Source organism: Campylobacter concisus, assembly GCF_015679985.1.
In the GTDB taxonomy this organism is placed as follows: Bacteria; Campylobacterota; Campylobacteria; order Campylobacterales; family Campylobacteraceae; genus Campylobacter_A; species Campylobacter_A concisus_AC.
Map to the genome: position 1 here is coordinate 930,490 of NZ_CP049239.1, position 17,979 is coordinate 948,468.

Annotated in this window: 14 protein-coding genes; 1 reads left to right on the forward strand and 13 read right to left on the reverse strand. The window is 40.1% G+C overall.

Translation table 11 applies throughout. The annotated features are described in order from the left end of the window. Window positions 1-4 precede the first annotated feature (4 nt). From sdhA to mltG, 13 genes are all read right to left on the reverse strand, one after another. The gene (sdhA, locus tag G5B98_RS04725) at window positions 5-1,867 is read right to left on the reverse strand and encodes an 8-methylmenaquinol:fumarate reductase flavoprotein subunit (RefSeq protein WP_196086181.1); all 1,863 of its coding nucleotides are present in this window, start codon (window positions 1,865-1,867) and stop codon (window positions 5-7) included. A 397-nt stretch (window positions 1,868-2,264) separates the two neighbouring features. Further along, complete coding sequence (locus G5B98_RS04730) at window positions 2,265-3,278, reverse strand: ABC transporter substrate-binding protein (RefSeq protein ID WP_196086182.1); 1,014 nt, start codon at window positions 3,276-3,278, stop codon at window positions 2,265-2,267. An 11-nt stretch (window positions 3,279-3,289) separates the two neighbouring features. After that, window positions 3,290-4,066: an ABC transporter ATP-binding protein gene (locus G5B98_RS04735; RefSeq protein WP_196086183.1), complete on the reverse strand. Its 777-nt coding sequence runs from the start codon at window positions 4,064-4,066 to the stop codon at window positions 3,290-3,292. After that, the gene (locus G5B98_RS04740; protein WP_196086184.1) at window positions 4,063-5,073 is read right to left on the reverse strand and encodes a FecCD family ABC transporter permease; all 1,011 of its coding nucleotides are present in this window, start codon (window positions 5,071-5,073) and stop codon (window positions 4,063-4,065) included. Before G5B98_RS04740 ends, G5B98_RS04735 begins: the two co-directional genes overlap by 4 nt. Next, on the reverse strand, window positions 5,066-5,905 hold the full coding sequence (locus G5B98_RS04745; protein ID WP_196086185.1) for a class I SAM-dependent methyltransferase: 840 nt from the start codon (window positions 5,903-5,905) through the stop codon (window positions 5,066-5,068). Before G5B98_RS04745 ends, G5B98_RS04740 begins: the two co-directional genes overlap by 8 nt. A 90-nt stretch (window positions 5,906-5,995) precedes the next feature. Beyond that, window positions 5,996-8,179 carry a TonB-dependent receptor gene (locus tag G5B98_RS04750; protein WP_196086186.1) on the reverse strand — a complete coding sequence of 728 codons (2,184 nt, stop codon included), beginning with the start codon at window positions 8,177-8,179 and terminating at the stop codon, window positions 5,996-5,998. Window positions 8,180-8,478: 299 nt separating this feature from the next. After that, entirely contained in the window at window positions 8,479-9,030 is a 552-nt protein-coding gene (locus tag G5B98_RS04755) for a 2-oxoacid:acceptor oxidoreductase family protein (RefSeq protein ID WP_196086187.1), read from the reverse strand. Beyond that, a complete protein-coding gene (locus G5B98_RS04760) occupies window positions 9,027-9,872 on the reverse strand; it encodes a 2-oxoglutarate ferredoxin oxidoreductase subunit beta (RefSeq protein WP_196086188.1) in 846 nt (281 codons plus the stop codon). Before G5B98_RS04760 ends, G5B98_RS04755 begins: the two co-directional genes overlap by 4 nt. Further along, the gene (locus G5B98_RS04765) at window positions 9,862-10,992 is read right to left on the reverse strand and encodes a 2-oxoglutarate synthase subunit alpha (RefSeq protein WP_196086189.1); all 1,131 of its coding nucleotides are present in this window, start codon (window positions 10,990-10,992) and stop codon (window positions 9,862-9,864) included. Before G5B98_RS04765 ends, G5B98_RS04760 begins: the two co-directional genes overlap by 11 nt. Then, window positions 10,989-11,300 (reverse strand): 4Fe-4S dicluster domain-containing protein, encoded by a 312-nt coding sequence (locus tag G5B98_RS04770; RefSeq protein ID WP_196086190.1) that lies wholly within the window; start codon window positions 11,298-11,300, stop codon window positions 10,989-10,991. The genes G5B98_RS04765 and G5B98_RS04770 overlap by 4 nt, the downstream gene beginning before the upstream one ends. An 8-nt stretch (window positions 11,301-11,308) precedes the next feature. Continuing rightward, window positions 11,309-12,202, reverse strand: a complete 894-nt coding sequence (locus tag G5B98_RS04775) for a lactate/malate family dehydrogenase (protein WP_196086191.1) — start codon at window positions 12,200-12,202, stop codon at window positions 11,309-11,311. A gap of 4 nt (window positions 12,203-12,206) precedes the next feature. Beyond that, window positions 12,207-14,381, reverse strand: coding sequence for an NADP-dependent isocitrate dehydrogenase (locus G5B98_RS04780; protein WP_196086192.1), 2,175 nt, complete (start codon window positions 14,379-14,381; stop codon window positions 12,207-12,209). 83 nt (window positions 14,382-14,464) lie between these two features. Further along, the gene (gene mltG, locus G5B98_RS04785) at window positions 14,465-15,409 is read right to left on the reverse strand and encodes an endolytic transglycosylase MltG (RefSeq protein ID WP_196086193.1); all 945 of its coding nucleotides are present in this window, start codon (window positions 15,407-15,409) and stop codon (window positions 14,465-14,467) included. Between the two features lie 73 nt (window positions 15,410-15,482). Between mltG and G5B98_RS04790 the strand changes: the two genes are divergently transcribed. Then, window positions 15,483-17,948, forward strand: a complete 2,466-nt coding sequence (locus G5B98_RS04790; RefSeq protein WP_232524555.1) for an AsmA-like C-terminal domain-containing protein — start codon at window positions 15,483-15,485, stop codon at window positions 17,946-17,948. The last annotated feature ends 31 nt before the right edge of the window (window positions 17,949-17,979 follow it).

A 17,979-nucleotide genomic window follows, 5' to 3' on the forward strand; every position in this document is an offset into this window, starting at 1 on the left:
CTCCTTACTCTGGCTTCTTGCCGTCAAGTGAAAATATGCCTGTCACAACGTCTTTGTAGCTAAGTTCGAGCTTGCCGTCTTTTAGTGTGACTATGCTGTGTTTTAAGAAATTTACATCATCTCTTTTTGGATAGTCCTCTCTTGTGTGAGCGCCACGGCTCTCAAGACGATTTTGCGCTGCAAGGCATGCTGCACGAGAAAGAAGTATAAGGTTGCCAAGCTCGACATAGTCGGTAAATGCTGTATTCATGACTGGATTTTTATTTGGCACTTTGATGGCGTCATATTTTGCTTGGATAGCTTCTAAATTTTTAGAGAGCTGATCTAGCTTGTCGCCTGTTCTAAAGATACCCATTAGATCCCAGTTGTTTTTACCAAGCTCTTCACGAAGCGCGTACATATCGTTCACTCCGCCCTCGCCTGTTGCGATAGATTTAAATTTATCTTGCCACATTTTTACTAGCTCAGAAGTTTTCTTTCCGCTTGCAAATTTTGCATTTTGAGCGTAAGCGCCAGCACCCTTGCCAGCTAGATCGCCAGTTACAACTGCGTCAGTTAGGCTGTTTCCACCAAGGCGGTTTGCACCGTGGATAGATACACATGAAGCCTCACCACCTACATAAATTCCAGGGATTTTTGTGCTCATATCATCAAATTTAGCTACCTCTATACCACCCATTGAGTAGTGAGCTGTTGGACGGATAGGCACTGGTTGCTCGATTAGATCGATATTTTGGAAAAGCATAGCAGTGTGGCGAATTTTTGGAAGCTTTTTCATAATAGTATCTTTGCCAAGGTGGCGAACGTCACAAAGCACGTAAGCGCTCATGCCCTCGCCAAAGCCTCTACCCTCGCGAATTTCTGTCTCGATCGCACGAGCGACGACGTCACGAGGAGCTAGTTCCATCTTTTCATGATAGTTTTTCATAAAGCGCTCGCCCTTGTTGTTTAACAAGTATCCGCCCTCGCCGCGGGCTGCTTCAGTGATTAATGTGCCACCATTTTGAACGCCAGTTGGGTGAAACTGAAGCATCTCAGGGTCTTCAAAACCAAGACCTGCTTTAAGCGCAGCAGCGATGCCATCACCAGTTGCTATAAATGGAACTGATGTGCGGTTATAAAAAATTCTAGTGTATCCGCCAGTTGCGATGACTAGAGATTTGCAAAGAACTGGGTAAATTTGACCATCTTGGATGTTGCGAAGAACGACGCCTTCAACCTTGCCATCCTCAAGACCGATCTCAAGTAGCTCATGATCCATTAGAAATTTAACGCCAGCTGTGATAGCATCGTCAAGACAGGCGTGCATCAAAACGTGACCAGTTTTATCAGCTGCGTAGTTACAGCGTTTTTTGCTAGCGCCACCCATGAAGCGAAACGCAACATCACCATTATCTTTACGGGACACGTCACCATTATCTATACGAGAAAAGAGCATGCCATTGTGGTCTAGCTCGTGGATAACTGCGCCTGCTGCCTCGCAAAATTTCACAACTGCATCTTGATCGGCAAGATAAGCCGCACCTTTAACTGTGTCATAAGCGTGAAGCTTGAAGCTATCGCCATTACTAAAGTCAGTAACGCCGTTTATTCCGCCCTCCGCCATACAGGTCGCATTACGTGATGGCATCATCTTTGTAGCAACAACGACGGTTGAGTTTGGATATTGCTTGCGAACGGCTGTTGCTGCACGAAGTCCAGCACCGCCAGAGCCGATTATTAGCACATCAACAGATGGTAAGCCACTTTCATTGCCTTTTGGCAACTCACCAGCAAAAACATTGGTCGTACCAGCTGTTGTAGCTAGCGCACCTACGCTGATACAGGCACTTTGTAGAAATTCTCTTCTGGTAAATTTTTCACTCATTGATAACTTCCTATCTTAGTAAATTTTTAGCGTTTAAAACGCACCGCCAGTTCATTTCTTAATATTTTTTAAAACAACTATATTAATTAAATAATTAATAATAAAAGATTACATTAAATTTACTTAAAAGAAACATAAAGATTTATTTTAGATTAAGAAATGAGAGCTAATATTAAAATCAAAAAGGATAAAATAGGCTTTTAAAGGTAATTTATATAAATTTAATGGTAGAAAAATTTATAAGATATATAAAAATTTCTACCAATTTGAAGTTTATTTTTATTTTTGAGTTTTTAAGCTTTAGAAGCTCTTTTTTAGGATATTAGAAAGATAAATTTGCTTTTATACTTAAATAAATATATTAAATATAATAAATAACATTATTTTTGTCCTATTATCAGAATTCACCCTTTGGGTGCAAAATTTCTTTTAGCTCGCTATCACTTAGCTTGTAGTTATAAAATCTCTCGTAAAACTCTCTTGTTTTTTGCTCTAAATTTAGGTCGCTAAACTGCTCTGGGTAAAATGTCTTAGCCAGCCAAAGCGGATATAACGCACCTTCAGCGCTTCTTACGCTCCAAAGATAAACGCCACTTGGCACTACAAAAATTTCTCCATTTTGCACAGCTTTTAGCTTAGCAAATGATGCATTTTTAGCGATAGCATCGGCACTTTTTTGTGAATTTGTGATGATTATGTCTGGGTTAAAGATGATGACTTGCTCTTCGTTTATCGCTTTTGAAATTTTAAAATCCCCATCGCTTAGCTCTGAGCTTAAATTTATACCACCAGCCACGCTAATATACTCAGCGCCGATATCTTTTGAGCTGATGGTGTTAAAGTTTCCTGAGCTATAGTTAAGCACCAAAACTCTCTTTTTTGGCGTTAAATTTGCTGTTTTTTGGCTTACAAATTTTATGTTGTCGTTAAAATAGTCATTAAACTCACGCGCCCTTTTTACGCTCTTTTCGCCCCAAATTTCAGCGATCTTGCTAAAGCTATCTTGTATCTCTTTGATGCTTTGAAATTTATCTATCTTCACAACTGCGATGCCAGCGCTCTCAAGCTGAGCCTTGCTATTTTCATCAAACATCATACCAACTGGCCCAAAAACAACTTGCGTTTTTGACGCGATGATAGTCTCGACGCTGCTACTTAGCATGCCACTTTTGTTATCGTTGCTCTTTATTTTTGGAAAAATTTTTGACATGAGCGCAGGCAGTTTTGGCGCACCGCTAATTATATGATCCTCGTTACCAAGCATCGCAGAGACTTGCACAAAAGCCCCTATCAAAGGCGTCGCACGCTCGATCACATCAGGCACTTCTACCTTTTTATCGTCGCCATCAAGCACCACTCTTGCTTGCAAACTAACAAGCAAAAAAGCCAAAAGCAAAATTTTCTTAAACATATATTCTCCTTTCAATCCACCATCACGCAAGAGTAATGCTCGCGCTCATCGACGATATTTTTCACCACTCGTATATCTACGCCGTAAATTTTCTTTAAATTTTCGCCATTCATCACCTCGCTAGCCTCGCCGTAGATGTAGTTTTTATCACGCCCAAGCATCGCAACCTTTGCATTTAGATAAAAGACCTGCTCTGGCTGATGCGAGGTGAGGATAATGATGTAGCCTTGCTTTGCGAGCTTTTTTATCTCTTTTAAAACTCGCATTTGATTACCAAAGTCTAAATTTGTCGTTGGCTCGTCAAGTAGCATAACCTTTGAGCGTTGCGCTAAAGCCCTAGCTATCAGCACCATTTGCCGCTCGCCACCGCTTAGATCGGTGTAAATTTTATCTTTAAAGCTCTCTAAATTTAGCGTCTTTAACGCATCTAGCGCTATCTTCTCATCCTCTTTGCTAGGGCGCTCAAATATACCAAGTCTGGCATTTGCACTCATCATCACCACGTCAAAAACGTTAAAAGCAAATGGCGGCGTGTGAGCTTGCGGGACGTAGCTTATAAAGCTTGCTCGCTCTTTTTCGCTCATTTTTAGCGCATCTTTGCTGTCTATTAAAATTTCGCCCCCAAGTGGCTTTAAAAAGCCAAGTATAGTCTTAAACGTCGTCGTTTTGCCAACGCCATTGCTACCAAGCAGGCAAAAGATGTCGCCATCTTGTAAATTTGCATTGAAATTTTCTATAACGACCTTTTTGTCGTAGCCGCAGCTTAAATTTTTTATCTCAAATTTCACGCAAAACCCTTTTTGCTCTTATAGAGTAGATAGACAAAAAGAGGCGCGCCAACTAGCGAAGTGATGACGCCAAGTGGGATCTCGCTTACCATTAGACTGCGTGAAGTGGTATCAACTATCAGTAAAAATAGCCCTCCACCAAGCAGTGAAGCTGGAAAGAGCGTGATGAAATTTGCCCCCACGACAAAGCGCATGATGTGAGGGATGACAAGCCCCACCCAGCCCACGATACCGCAAAATGAGACACAAGTAGCGGTTAGAAGCGTTGAAGCGATGATGATTATGATGTTGTAAAATTTTACATTTAGCCCCATCGCCCTAGCCTCTTCTTCGCCAAAACTAAGCGTATTTAGCTTGTAGCGAAGCATGAAAAGTGGCACAAGGCAGATCATGACTACGCAAAAAAGTAGAGCTAAATTTTTATATCCGCCGCTTCTTGCTAGGCTTCCCATCAGCCAAAAAGTAACTTCTGGTAGCTTATCCTCGCTGTCAGCTAGAAATTTTATGAGCGAGCTAAGCGCTCCAAAAAGAGATGAGATGACGATGCCAGTTAGTACCATCACGAGTAAATTTAGCCTGCCCTTTGCGATGACACTGCTTATAAAAACGACGGCGAAAACGGCAAAAAGACCGCAAGCAAAAGCGCTAAGCTGCACGCCTATGTAGTTAAAATTTAAGATGATAGCCACGCTAGCTCCCACAGCTGCACCACTTGAGACACCAAGGATGTCAGGCGAGACTAAAGGATTTTTAAAAAGACCTTGATAGACAGCTCCAGAGCTAGCAAGCGCTGCTCCAACAAGGACGGCAAAAAGCACCCTTGGCAAACGAATGAGCGTAAAAACCGTGTAGCCTTGCTCGTCGCTTGGTTGCTCGTTTAAAATGGCTGATCTTATAAACTCAAAAATTTGAGCGTAGCTTATCTCGTAGCGTCCGATACCTAGCGAAAAAAAGAGCACCAGCAAAAGAAGCGCAAATAATGCGAAAATGATCTTTTTGCTACTCAAATTTCATCTCCCGCACGTCCCACCAGATAAGATAGCTCCTCGTCTCTCTTTTAAATTTAAAGCCGCTTTTGGTCTTTGTGAGGTAGCTTTTTACATTTTCTTTGTAAATTTCTTCTTTTTCAGGCGCGATCTCACCGACAAATCTAAAATAAGAAAACGCCTCTTCAAGGCTAGCAAAATCCCTCTCATAAATGGTGTCGATTATCTTTAAATTTGGATTTGCCCCCATGTCATAGGCGATGTTAAAGATAAAGTTGTAGCCAAATCTCCTATCGCTAAGAGCTGCCTCTTTTTCATCTTTTATCCCTTTTAAGAAGTCTTGCCAGATATCTTTTAGGCTTGGATGATCTGGTAAAAACGAGGTCATCACGACATATTTTTTAGCAAATCTGCAAAGCTTTTTTATATCAAAAAGACCAACCGAGCGTGATGCTAGCACGATGTCATGTTTTGGCAAGCCCTTTATGCTCGCCTCATCACTCCAGTCTTTTTGGATGAAATTTATATTTTTTACTCCAGCCTCTTTTGCATTTTTCTTGGCGTATTCAAGCATTTTTGCAAACGGATCTAGCGCACTAACGCTCTTTGCTAGCTTTGCAAGTGGCAAGCTAAGCCTTGCTGGACCACACCCCACGTCAAGCACGCTGTCATCTTTTGTGATAGGCAGGTTTGAGAGTAAATTTAGTGTAGAGGCCGTCTCCATGCCGGTCATCTCATTATACATATCTGCGTAATCATCCCAGTTTACGCCGCCATCTTTGCCCTTTACTTTTTGTAAAGTAGGCAAAAACATTCGCTCCAAAATCGCTTGATAATCAACCAGCCCTTGCATCTCTCTCCCTTTGGTTATTTAAATCTGCCCTACAAAAAGGACAAATTTAAAGAGCCTAAAGCCAAAATAAATTTGGCTTTAGTTTTGGTTTTAGAATTTAACCTGAGCTGAAAGCATGAAGGTTCTGCTTTGTCCTAAGAAAAGCGAGGTTCCGCGTCCAGCAATCGCTCCATCTACATCAGATGGGAACATTCCTGCCCAGTATTTTTTATCAAAGAGGTTATTTATGTCAAATCTTATAGTTGTCTCTTTGCCCAGCCAAGCTTTTGTAGTGTATCTAGCTCCAATATCGGTTGTGAAGTAGCCATTTACGCTATGAGCATTAGCATTGTCGATGTAGCGTTTGCCTGTGTAGTGGAAATTTGTTGTAAATGCAAGTTTGTTTGTGTTTGGCACAGCGTAGTCAAACAAGACATTTGTTTGAAATTTTGGCTCACCGATAACTGTTTTGCCTTCAGACACGCCATCTTTAGCATTTTTTATCTTAGCATCAAGAAGTGTAAAGCCACCATACATACTTAATGTGTCAACAAGCTTTCCGCCAGTAGTTAGCTCAAAGCCGCGGTTTCTTTGTGTGCCTTGAATTTTATACTCTGCACTTGCTCCGCTACCGACTAGATATGCTACCGGGCGTTTGATCTCAAAGATCGCAGCTGATAGATCAAGCTCACCTAGTCTTGCTTTCGCACCGATCTCATATTGTTTGCTTCTAATAGGCTCTACTGTTAAAGTCTCACCTGCTCTAGGTCCTCTTCTAAAAGTATAAGTTGATTGTTCATTTGAGATACTATCTGCATAAGTAGTATAAAGGCTTACGTTTTCAACTGGCTTATAGACAAGGCTTACACCGTAGTTAAAGCCACTTTTATCATAGTTTTTCTCTTTAGATGGATCTAGCTTATAGCTTGTAAACCAGCTTCTTGAAACTGATAAGATAGTGCTGAAGTAGTCATTAAATTTAATATCATCAACAACAGAAATATTTTTCATATCGCTACTACTACTTTTATATCTACCACTTCCTTTTGCTACATGTGGATCGTTAAAGATTCTTGGGTTATACAAATTTGACGTGCCAAGATTTGCTCTACCGCCACTATTTCTAGCACTATAAATAGTCCAGCGGTATCCATTTGTAGCTACGGCAAAATTATGCGATAAAGGACCTGTTTCAAAATTTGTCAAACCTTTTAAAAACCAGCTGTCTACATCAAATCTGCCAGATGGACCACTGCCACCACTTTTAGTAACTTCATAATCTCCATTTTGATTTAAGAATTTTCCATCGGTGCCATACATATCACGGATAGCCTTTTGCCACTGATAGCCACCTTCAAAATACCAGTTCTCTGTTGGGGCGTATTTTAGTTTTACACTAGCTGTCGTTGTTTTAAGGTGATTGCCACCAAAAGACTGCTCAAGTCCGCGTTTGGTATCTTTTACAGGGCTTGGTACGTCAAAGTCTGCAACTCCGTTTGTTAATGGCATACTAAATCCACCTGGCATACCTGAGTTTTTATGCTCATAGTGACTAAAGTTTGTCTCAAGTGTTAAATTCTCTGTAAGATAAAAATCAAGTCCAAGTGAGGCTAAGCGACGAGAGAATTTACTATCTTTAGCGTTCTTTTCTCCACCTGAGTAGTAAAATACACCCCTATATCCAACTTTTTCAAATTTATTTGAAGTATCAAGTCCTACACCTAAATTTGACCTTGAGCTGTAATCAGTCCAGATGATATTTTGAAGTGGGACTGGTCGCTTACGAGAGTAGAGAAAATATCCAGAAGGTGTAGCACCACCATAAAGCGAGCCAGCAAGTCCGTTTTGGATTTGCAAGCTCTCAAACATAGCCATAGGTATAGCTGTGGTTGATGAAGCATAAAAACCATCCCAAAGGACGTTACCTACGACTGAGCCTTGAAAGCCACGAGTTTGCGGACGACCAACATCGCCACCGCCACGATATTGAATTTGTGCTGAGGGGAAGTACCTAACTGCATCTTCAAAACCTTGAACGCCTTGATTAACAAGAACCTCTTTTGAGATCGTATTTACTTGATAAGGCATATCTATAACTTTTTTGTCAGCCAAAGGACCAGCGGCTACTCTTTTGTTTAAAATTCCCTCATCGATGCCACTTTCGCTGATGTTGTCACCGACTGAATTTACTTCGATACCCTCAAGCTTTGTCGTTTGCACAGCAAAAACTTGACTTAAAAAACCACTGCACATCAAAAGTGCAGCACATGTTGCAACCGAGATTTTGTAACTCAATTTTTACTCCTTTTATAAAAATTTTACGTCTGAAATGTTACTAAAACAAATCTTAAATATAATTTATTAATTTATTAAATATTTAAAAATACATTTTATTTAATAAAGCTAAAATAAGGCATTATGAGAACAACTTTTAAAAATTTCATAGCTTTGATAAGATAAATAAATACTATAAATATAATCTTTTATATCGATAAGTGATGCTTAAAATTTTAAGAAAAGTAATAATTGATAAAAATATAATAAATGCTGATTTTTTGTTTATAGTAGAATTTTGGCTAAAAATTAGCCAAAATTTATTTTAAAAGCACTTTTGCGTATTTTAGACCTAGCTCGTAAGCTTTTGCGTTTGCCTCTTTGACCTTAGCTGGCACGCTTGCTAGCATCTCTTCACGCACTAAATTTTCATCCATGCATTTACTCATTGCCACTGCTACGCCAAGGGCGACGACACTTTGAGTGATGACATTTCCGACCTCGTCTTTTGCGATAGAGATGATAGGAATTTCATAAATTTTCCAGCGCTTTTTGTCTTCATCGCTCACCTTTACTAAATTTGGCTCAACCACGATTGCACCGCCCTCTTTCACGCCGCTTTTAAAGGCGTTGTAGCTTATCTGCGCAGTTGCTAGCATAAATTCTATCTCGCCCTCGTTTGCATAAGGGTATAAAATTTCCTTCTCATCAAGTATGATATCGACCTTTGTTGGGCCGCCACGCACCTGAGATGTGTAGGTAGAGGCCTTGATGCCGTATCCGCCTGCCTTTATTTTGGCAGCTGAGAGGATCTCGCCTGCTAGTATGACGCCCTGTCCGCCAACGCCGACAAATCTTAGCTGTGACTTCATGCTAGCTCCTTAAAATCTATCGCCTCACCGCTCATAGCAGCCCTTCTTACCATGTCGTAAGCCTTGGTGTATTCGATCTTTTCTTCATCTTTATGAAGCACGCCAAGTGGGAAAATGCCCTCTTTCTCCTCGTCACTTAGCATGTCAAATTTGACCTTGCTAGTCGTGCGGCCTTTTATCCACTCTAAATTTTTCACCGCCTCGCCCATTTTGTTCTTGCGACCTAAATTTATATGGCAGTTTGAAAATACATCAAAAAAGCTGTATCCATCGTGGCTAAAGCCCTCTACAAAGAGCTTTGTAAGCTTCTCTGGCTCGATGACACTTCCACGCGCGACAAAGCTAGCACCTGCGGCGGTTGCAAGCTTACAGGCATCAAAGCTAGGATCGATGTTGCCATACTGCGCTGTGACCGTCCACATGCCCTTTGGCGTGGTTGGGCTGGTTTGCGAGTTTGTTAGCGCGTAGATGAAGTTGTTTACAAGGATGTGATTTAGCCCGATATTTCGGCGGCATCCATGTATCGTGTGGTTGCCTCCTATCGCTAGTCCGTCGCCATCGCCAGTTACAACAATGACGTGCTTGTCTGGATTTGCCATCTTTACGCCAGTGGCGTAGGCTACGGCTCTGCCGTGAGTTGTGTGGATGGTGTTGCAGTCGAGGTATCCACTAAAGCGGCCAGAGCAGCCTATGCCTGAGACCACACAAACATCGTTCATGTCCCAGCCCATGGTGTCGATAGCTCGGATGAGCGCCTTTAGTATGACGCCGTCGCCACAGCCCCAGCACCAAAGAGTAGGCATTTTATCTGTTCGTAAATATTTATCATAATTAAAAGCCATAAATTTCTCCTATCTTTGCCTCGATCTCGCTTGGGCTTATCGGTCTGCCGTTTGCTTTTAGCAGTTTTGCAAAGTCATCTCTTAAGATGATCTTTGAAATTTCGCCACTATACTGGCCTAAATTTAGCTCGCAGACTAAAATTTTATTAAATTTATTTGATATCTCTTTTAGCTTTTTAGCTGGAGCTGGAAAAAGTGTGAGTGGCTTAAATAGCCCTACTTTTAGCCCTTTTTCACGTAAATTTAATATCGCTTGTTTGGCTGAAAGCGCCACGCTACCAAAGGCGATGATGCAAATTTCAGCGTCATTTAGCATAAACTCTTCAAATTTCTCGCACTCATCAGTGTGTAAATTTATCTTATTAAGCAGCCTATTCATCGAGTATTCAACGATTTTTCCATCTTCTGTTGGAAAGCCAGTTGCTCCGTGATGAAGCCCAGTGATATGGTAGTGGTAGCCTTTAAAGAAAGGATTTAGCGTGGCTGGCTCATCTGGTGCGGCCTCGTAAGGTTTATACCCTTTTGGCTCACCGCTAAATTCTCTTCTTTTATAAATTTCTAGCTCGCTAATCTCAGGCAAACGCACCCTTGCTTGCATGTGTCCTATCGTCTCATCAAGTAGTAGCATAACTGGCGTCATAAACCTAGCTGCGAGGTTAAACGCTCGAACTGTCTGCGTATAGCACTCCTCTAGGCTACTAGGGGCCAAAACTATCATATTTACATCGCCGTGAGTTGGGTTTTTAGCCTGCAAGATATCGCCTTGTGCGACGCGGGTTGGCAAGCCAGTTGATGGGCCACCGCGCATAACGTTTACGATGACAAGTGGTATCTCAGCTATAAAGCCAAGGCCTATTTGCTCAGCCTTTAGTGAAATTCCAGGTCCTGAGCTAGCAGTCATCGCCTTAGCACCACTCGCACTTGCGCCAAGAGAAACTGAAATCCCAGCTATCTCATCTTCCATTTGTATAAATGTGCCGCCATGTTTTGGCAAAAGCACGCTTAGCTCGTGGGCGATCTCGCTACTTGGAGTGATCGGATATCCGCCAAAGAAGTTACAGCCACACTCGACAGCAGCCCTTGCTACTAGGGCATTTCCAGTTGATACTAGCTCTCTCATGCGCTCTCTCCAAGCTTTGCAAATTTATTTGCCTTTACGGCAGTAGCTCGCTCTTTGCTCTCAGGCGTTAGCTTTGCAAATTTAAAGCCTTTTTCAGCCACATAAATGGCAAAATCAGGGCAATGAAGCTCGCAGTCGCGACAGCCTATGCATGAGTCAGCATAGACGACCTCTATCATCTTACCAAGCACTGCTTTTGGCTCAAGCCTCATCGCTAGCACGCCTGCTGGACAGTAGCTCACACAGACGTCGCAGGCCTTACACCTGCTCTCATCGACCCAAACAGGTACATTTTCTTTTATTATCATCTATATTCCTAATCCAAATTTTCTTTTAAAAATTTAATGTTTTTTCTAATATCAGCTTCGCTTTTACTTAGCTGCTCTTGCTCACTTTCATTTATATTTAGCTCTAAAATTTCTTTTAAGCCCTCGCGTCCAAGCCTTACTAGCCTGCCGCAACTTAGCTCATTATCAAGAAGCACGCTAGCGCTTAAAATTTCATCACTCTTGCCCATGATCGCTTCACACATCTTCACAACAGCAGCTGCTGGTGCATAGTAAGCTGAAGTGCCAAGAAGCTTAACGATCTTTGCGCCACCTGTGCTTGTCTCTTTTTTAAGAGTTGCTAGCTCATTTTCGTTTAAATTTTCGCTGATATTACTAGCAGATACGATCATCTCGTCGTTGTGAGCGCCAATTATCTTTGTCTTTAGCCCTTTTGCATCTTTATCTTTTAGAAGTGCTAGCTCATATCTGCATCTTGCACCATCAAGCTCACCAGCCATGCCGATCACTTTATTTTTGCTAAAACCGCTAAATTTATGAGCCGTCCAGACCATCACATCAAGCGGATTTGTCACGACGATTATCACCGCATTTGGTGCAAATTTTGCGATATTTTGAGCTGTTTGCTTTACAACGACGGCATTTTTAAGAAGTAAGTCCTCTCTTGTTTGACCCTCTTTCCTTGGGCTTCCAGCAGTTACCACTACGATATCACTGCCCTCTATTAGCATAAAATCATCGCCACCACAAACGATAGTTTTAGCATTAAAAACGCAACTTGACTGTGCTAGATCGATAGCCTTTGCACGTGCCACGTCACCAAATATATCCACAAGCGCGATCTCATCGCAAACTTCCCTCATACAAAGCGCATAAGCTATGCTTGCACCGACGTTTCCTGATCCAACTATACTTATTTTCATTTTCTCATCCTATTATTTGATTTAAAATTTTACTTGGTCTCATGACCTCATTTGCCCTCACTTCATCTGGCAAATAATATCCGCCAAATTCCACGCTTGCACCATCATTTTGTCTTAACTCTTTTAGAATCTCATTCTCATTTTTCTCTAGCTCGTCTGCTAAATTTTCAAAAATTTTGCTTAAAATTCCGCCACTTTTTGCCATCTCTCTTGCCCAAAATAGCGCTAGATAGAAGTGTGACTCCCTAGTATCAAGAGTAGCATTTGGCGTTTTATTTTTATCTAGATAGCTAGCAACTGCCTTATTTAGCGCATCACTTAGCTCTTTTGCCTCTTTTTTTTGCTTAGCAAACGCTAGATGTTCAAGCGAAGCACTAAGCGCTAAAAACTCGCCGAGACTATCCCAAAGTAAATGATTTTTCTCTTTTAGCTCTTTTACAAGCGTTGGAGCCGTTCCGCCAGCACCCGTTTCAAACATCGCTCCACCAGCAAGTAGCGGCACAACTGAAAGCATTTTTGAGCTGCCACCTAGCTCAAAGATCGGGAAAAGATCGGTTAGATAATCTCTTAAAACGTTACCAGTGACGCCTATGACATCTTTGCCAGCTCTTATCAAGCTAAGCGTTTTTGCAGTCGCTTGCTCGTAGTTTAAAATTTCAAATTTTACGCCAGCGCTAGTAAATTTCTCTTTGAATTTTTCAAATTTAGCTATCAAATTTCTATCATGAGCACGGCTACTATCTAGCCAAAAAATAAGCTCATCTTTTGAGATTTCACCTCTTTTTAAAGCAAGCTCAAACCACGCATTTATCGCATCTTCTTTAGTCTGAGTCATCCTAAAAATGTCGCCCTTTTTGACGCTAAATTTAAAAACGTTCTCGCCTGCCTCATCAAAAACTACAAATTCTCCGTCTTCTTTTGCGATGAAAGTCTTATCGTGACTGCCGTATTCTTCGGCCTTTTTGGCCATTAGTCCCACATTTGCTACGCTACCAATGCTACTTACATCAAGCGCACCATGCTCTTTAAAGTCCGCCACGCAAGCCTCATAAACCCTAGCGTATGTTCTATCTGGGATCATACAAAGCGAGAAATTTAGCTCGCCGCTTCTATCTTTTACCTTGCCAGAGTTTCTAATGAGTGCTGGCACGGAGGCGTCGATGATGACGTCATTTGGCACGTCAAAGTTGCTGGCATTTTCATTTAGTGCCCAAATTTTTGCTTTTTTGCTCAAAATTTCATCAAATTTAGCCAAAATTTCATCTTTATTTTTAAGAGTTAAAATTTTAGAAAACATATCTTTTAGGCCATTTTTTGCCTCCACGCCGTGAGTTTTAAACTCATTGTCAAACAGCTCAAAAACCTCTTTAAAATAGCTCTTTATCGCGTGAGCAAAGATGACTGGATCGCTAACTTTCATCATCGTGCATTTTAGGTGCAGACTCAAGGTCAAATTCTCTTTTTTTGCCTCTTCAAAACAGCTTTCATAAAATTTATCAAGCTCATCTACACTTAAATATGTGACATCAACTATTTCGCCGCTTTGGATGGCAAGCTCTTTTAAAAGCTCTTTTTTGCCATCCGTGCTCACAAAATTTATATAAAATTTCTCATCTTTACTAGCGATAATTGAGCGCTCATTCTCATAAAAATCGCCCTCTTGCATGTAGCAAATTTTTGTCTTATTTGTCTTATCCCAGTCGCCATTGCTGTGAGGATACTTTTTGGCAAATTCTTTAACCGGTGGCAAGACTCTTCTATCTGAGTTTCCTTGCCTAAGCACTGGATTTACTGCACTTCCTAGCACTTTTTGGTATTTTTTAGCAACCTCTTCATCGTAGTCTGTGATGATCTCATCTGGATAAAAAGGTACATTTATTCCCTTGCTTCTAAGCTCCTCTATCGCTGCTTTTAGCTGAACAAGCGTGGCTGAGATGTTTGGCAACTTTATAATATTTGCCTCTTTGTGGGCGGTCAGCTCACCCAAAAGCTCCAGCTCATCGGCCTTATTTAGTCCAAGCTCCTTACTGAAAAGAGATAAAATTCTCCCAGCTAGGCTAATATCGGCCCTAGTTATGCTAATGTCAGCGCGTGATAAAAAGCTCTTTACGATAGGAAAAAGAGAGTAGCTTGCGAAAAGTGGTGCTTCGTCAGTTTTGGTCCAGATAATGTCACTCATTTTAGCCCTTTTAGTTTTTTAAAATTTATCACTTTCTTTATTAAATCTCGTTGTATTTTAGGCATTTGCTGCAAATTCTAGCTCTATTTTCCTATATTTTGGTTGTGCTCGCTTAAGGTTTTTGAAAAAATGTGTTTTTTTGCCTTTTTGTCAAGCACAAAGTATAAGTAATCGCTCTTTGTAGGGTTTATCGCTGCTTTGATCGCGCTTATTGAGACCGAGCAGACTGGACTTGGCGGAATGCCGTCGTTTAGATAAGTATTAAACTCGCTCATATCGCTTCTTATGCGCTCAGCCGTGATCACATCGTGTGAATAAATTCCATAGTTTAGTGTGCCGTCCATCTGCAGCCTCATGCCCTTATTTAGGCGGTTATAAATGACTGAGGCGACAAGTGGCATCTCGGCATCATTTGCCGCTTCTTTTTGGATGATCGAAGCAATCGTTAAAATTTTAAACCATTTTTTCTCGTTGTATTCGCCAAAAATTTTATTGCTGATCTCGCTTTGAGCCTTTTTTGATGAATTTACAAGATAAAAAGCAAGGTGCCTTTCGCTGATGCCTATTGGGATTTTATATGTATTTGGCATCAAAAAGCCATCACTCACTGGAGCAAGGGCGTTATATTCGTTATTTAGCTTAACTGGATCAAGTCCTAGCTGGGCGGCGATCTGGTTTAAAAAAACGATAGTCGTTTCACCTGGTATTAGCGTTATCTCGGTTAAAGCTGCTTTTGATTTTGCAAGTTTTTTTAAAAAATCAACCCTTGAAATTTTATCTTGGCCGATCTCTATCCAGCCAGATTGCGGAGAGCCGATAAAAAGTATGGCGTACTTGTCTATCACGCTTAAGTTAAAGTTGCGATTAGCTAAATAAGATATAATCTCGCCCACACTTCCCTTTGGTATAAAAACGACCTTGCTTGTGTTTATAGGGCGTGCCAAATAGACAAAAATACTTAGGAAAATGATGGCTACGATATCAAAAAAAATGTCTAAATATGGCTTTTTAATAAAATTTTTTATCATCTTGATTCTTTCATTTATCTTACTTTTAAAATACGGCATAAAAATTAACGATTTCGAGTTTTACGGCGTAAAATTGGAGCAATTATATATAAAATTAGATAAAAAAATAATTGCAAGAGCAAAGCAGATAAGGCTTCCAAATTTTAAGAAAGAGAGCAAGCAAAAAAGCAGCGACGAGCGCCTTTTAAACCTTAGTAAAAGCGTAGATTTTATAGATACGATTTTTCAAGAAATTTCACTTGAAAATGTGCAAATAGGAGATGATTTTAAACTAAAAATTCTATTTTTAGATGATATATTTTTTGTTGATAGCCCTTATTTAAACGTGGATATAAAATTCCAAAACGAACAGCAAGACGGAATAGATCTTTTTAGCGTTAGAAATTTAAGCTTTAAGGATTTTAACGTAAGCATTAGTGGCGAAGGAAGTGCAGATTTTGATAAAAATGACTATAAATTTGAAGGAAATTTCACCTCTCATGAGCTGCGCGGTAAGCTAAATTTTGCTCTAAAAGATACATTTTTAACTTACAAAGCTTACGATGTCGAGGCTGGAAGTATTAAAAACTTCATTGATGAGCTTGATAGACGCATAGAGCTAAATAGTGAAGTTAAAAACTGGATATATGGATACATCGTTGCTGATGATTACGAGCTAAAAGAGATAAATGGCAAGGCTGATCTAGCTAAAAATAACTTTTATCTAAATGATCTAAATGCCACCGCAAATACTAAAAATTTGCTCGTTAAATTTGAAAAAGACTTGCCAGCCGTAAATGTAGGTGAGGCAAATATCACGCTTAAAAACTCAAAGCTTAAATTTGATCTTATTTCGCCTATTTACAAGGGTAAAAAGCTTGATGGCTCAAGCGTTGTGATAAATAATATCTTTGATGAAAAAAGCGCAAATTTAGAGCTTTTTATAAAGACAAAATCAATTTATGATGAAGCTATAAATGAGATATTAAAAGCCTATAAGATCGTCGTGCCAGTAAAACAGCTTAGCGGAAAAATGGATGCTAGCTTAAAAATTTTGATAAAACTAGACGAGAAAAGCTTAGAAAATTTTGATGAAAAAAGCGTCATTGCAAATGGAGAATTTAAGCTAAGTGATGCGGTTTTAGAAATAGCTGGAAGTAAATTTAATACCAAAAATACTCTCGTAAAGCTCATAAATACGATGAATTTAAACATCGATGCTACTGGCTTTGGGCTTGAGTTTTTTAAAGCAAATGCCAAGGCTGATATAAATTTACAAAAAAGTACTGGCGAGATAAAAGGCGTGATAGAAAGCTTTGATCTAAAAGAGAAAAATGATGAAATTTTAACTTTTAAAAATGAGCCGTTTAGCGCATTTTTAGACTTTAGCAAGGCTGGTGAAACTTTGCTTAAGATAGAGCCATTTGGGCTTGATATGAGCTTTGGCAGTGAAAGCAAAATAGCAACAAAAAATAGTAAATTTTTCATAGAGAGCTCGCCTGCTTTAAAGCAAAACGGCGTGCGTGGTTTTGATGAACTTAGTATAAAAAGTAAGGATTTTACTGATCTTGAGATTTTTGCCAAAGAGGTAAACTTTGACTTGCCGTTTTTAGATAAAAATGGCTCAAAATATGAAAACGATGATCTAAAAATTTTAGTCTCAAAAGCTGGCGTAAAGGTAGATAGCTCAAGCAAAAAGCTAAGCCTAGATATAAAAGAAAAAGCCATAAACGTAAAAACCAAAGATCTAAATTTGCTAGTGCTTGACGATAACAAAACCAGCGAGCAAAGCACACCGCTTGAGCTTTTAGCAAAAAATGGCGATATCATTTTAAGGGATCTAAACAAGACCTTGCCATTTGCTAGCTTTAGCGCCGAGAAAAAGGGCAAAAGCACCTCGCTAAATGGGCTAGCAAAACAAGGAAGAGTTGGCTATTTTAACGATGAAAAGAGTATAAATTTAGACGCAACCGACATAAGCGGAGAATTTATAAACGACCTTTTTGGCATCAAGAGCTTTGAGGGTGGTAAATTTCGCCTAAAAATGCTTGGAGAAAACTCTAAGAATTTCAAGGCAGAGGTGAGATTTTTTGATACTTTTTTAAAGGATTATATCTTTTATCAAAGGCTACTTAGCTTTTTAAACTCAGTTCCATCTCTTCTTAGCTTTAAAACGCCTGACTTTAACGACAAGGGCTTTACTGTTAAAAATGGTAAAATTTTACTCACTAGAAATGGCGATATGATCGAGTTTTTGGCGATTGAAATGATAGGCACAAGCGCTGATATCGGCGGACGTGGTACGATCGATCTAAAGAGTAAAAAGATAAACATCGACCTTGAGCTAAAGTTACTAAAAGACGCTAGCAGTATCATTGATAAAATTCCACTGGTAAATCAAATAATCCTTGGCAAGGACCGCTCGCTCTCAACAGTCATCGCCATACGAGGCACTACCGATAAGCCTGAATACTCGACGCAGATCCTGCAAGACGCTCTGCTTTCGCCACTAAAGATAATAAGAAACGTGATTCAGGCTCCGTTTTTGATATTTGAGTAAAAATTACTGATTTTGATAATTGTATAAGTAT